This is a genomic window from Arthrobacter sp. CAL618, assembly GCF_000468215.1.
GTDB lineage: Bacteria > Actinomycetota > Actinomycetes > Actinomycetales > Micrococcaceae > Arthrobacter_D.
This window is the reverse complement of sequence record NZ_ASZW01000001.1, coordinates 1-962: the sequence shown is the minus strand read 5'-3', so window position 1 is coordinate 962 and position 962 is coordinate 1. Positions and strand designations below refer to the sequence as shown.

Genomic DNA, 962 nt, shown 5'->3' with positions numbered 1-962 from the left:
AAGGCAGGTTCAACCCGGCGGTGTCGGCCGTTAGAGGAAGCTCAGGATCTCGTCCAATACGTCTGCCGGTGCTTCCTCGGGGAGGTAGTGGCCGGCGTCGAGCGCCCGGCCGGTCGCGTTGGGGACCATTTCGCGCCAGAGTGCGAGTGGATCGAACTGCTTGCCGACCACCCCGTGCTTCCCCCACAGCACCCGCAGCGGGGTGCTGATCTGCAGATTGCTGGCCCGGTCGTGGCGGTCATGCTCGAGGTCAATGGTCGACGACGCCCGGTAGTCCTCGCACATCGCGTGAACTGCGCCGGGCCGGGAGAGGGCAGCAACGTACTGGTCGAGAACATCCCGCGGAAAGGGGGCGAGGCCCGCATACCTGCTTCCCATCAGATTCTCGATGTAGGCGCGCGGGTTGGCCTCTATGAGCGATTCCGGCAACGGCTGCGGCTGGATGAGGAAAAACCAGTGGAAATAAGCCTCGGCAAAGGCTCTATCGGTTGCTTCATACATGTCGAGGGTGGGGGCGATGTCCAGGAGCATTGCTGCGGTCACCAGGTCCGGGTGGTCGGTGAGCAGCCGGTGGGCCACCCGTGCACCGCGGTCATGGGCGCAGACCGCAAACTGCCGGAATCCGCGCTCAGCGCCGAAATGCTGCATCAGAAGCGCCTGGTCTCGGGCCATCGTGCGCTTGCTGTAGGTCTGGTGCTCCGGATCGCTGGCCGGAATTCCCGAGGAACCATAGCCGCGCAGGTCAGGCATCACCACGGTGTAGCGCTCGGTCAGCCGGTCGGCAATCTTGTGCCACATCACGTGAGATTCGGGATGCCCGTGCAGCAGCAGCAGCGCCGGCTTGGGTTCATCCGTGGGGCGGGAGATCCTGCCCGCAATATCGACCCCGTCAACCGTCGTCACGAATTCCGTAAAAGCCTCAAACATGCAGCTACTCTAACTTCTCGGCGGAGGGGTCGGGG

General features: G+C 64.0%; 1 protein-coding gene. It reads right to left on the bottom strand.

Annotated features, from left to right (window positions below; all coding sequences use genetic code 11):
• Nucleotides 1–30: 30 nt before the first annotated feature.
• Nucleotides 31–927: an alpha/beta fold hydrolase gene (locus K728_RS0100005; RefSeq protein ID WP_024475437.1), complete on the bottom strand. Its 897-nt coding sequence runs from the start codon at nt 925–927 to the stop codon at nt 31–33.
• Between the last annotated feature and the right edge of the window lie 35 nt (nt 928–962).

Excerpts from the sequence above, each read along its gene's own strand:
- K728_RS0100005 (WP_024475437.1), bottom strand. The coding sequence starts at position 927 with ATGTTTGAGGCTTTTACGGAATTCGTGACGACGGTTGACGGGGTCGAT.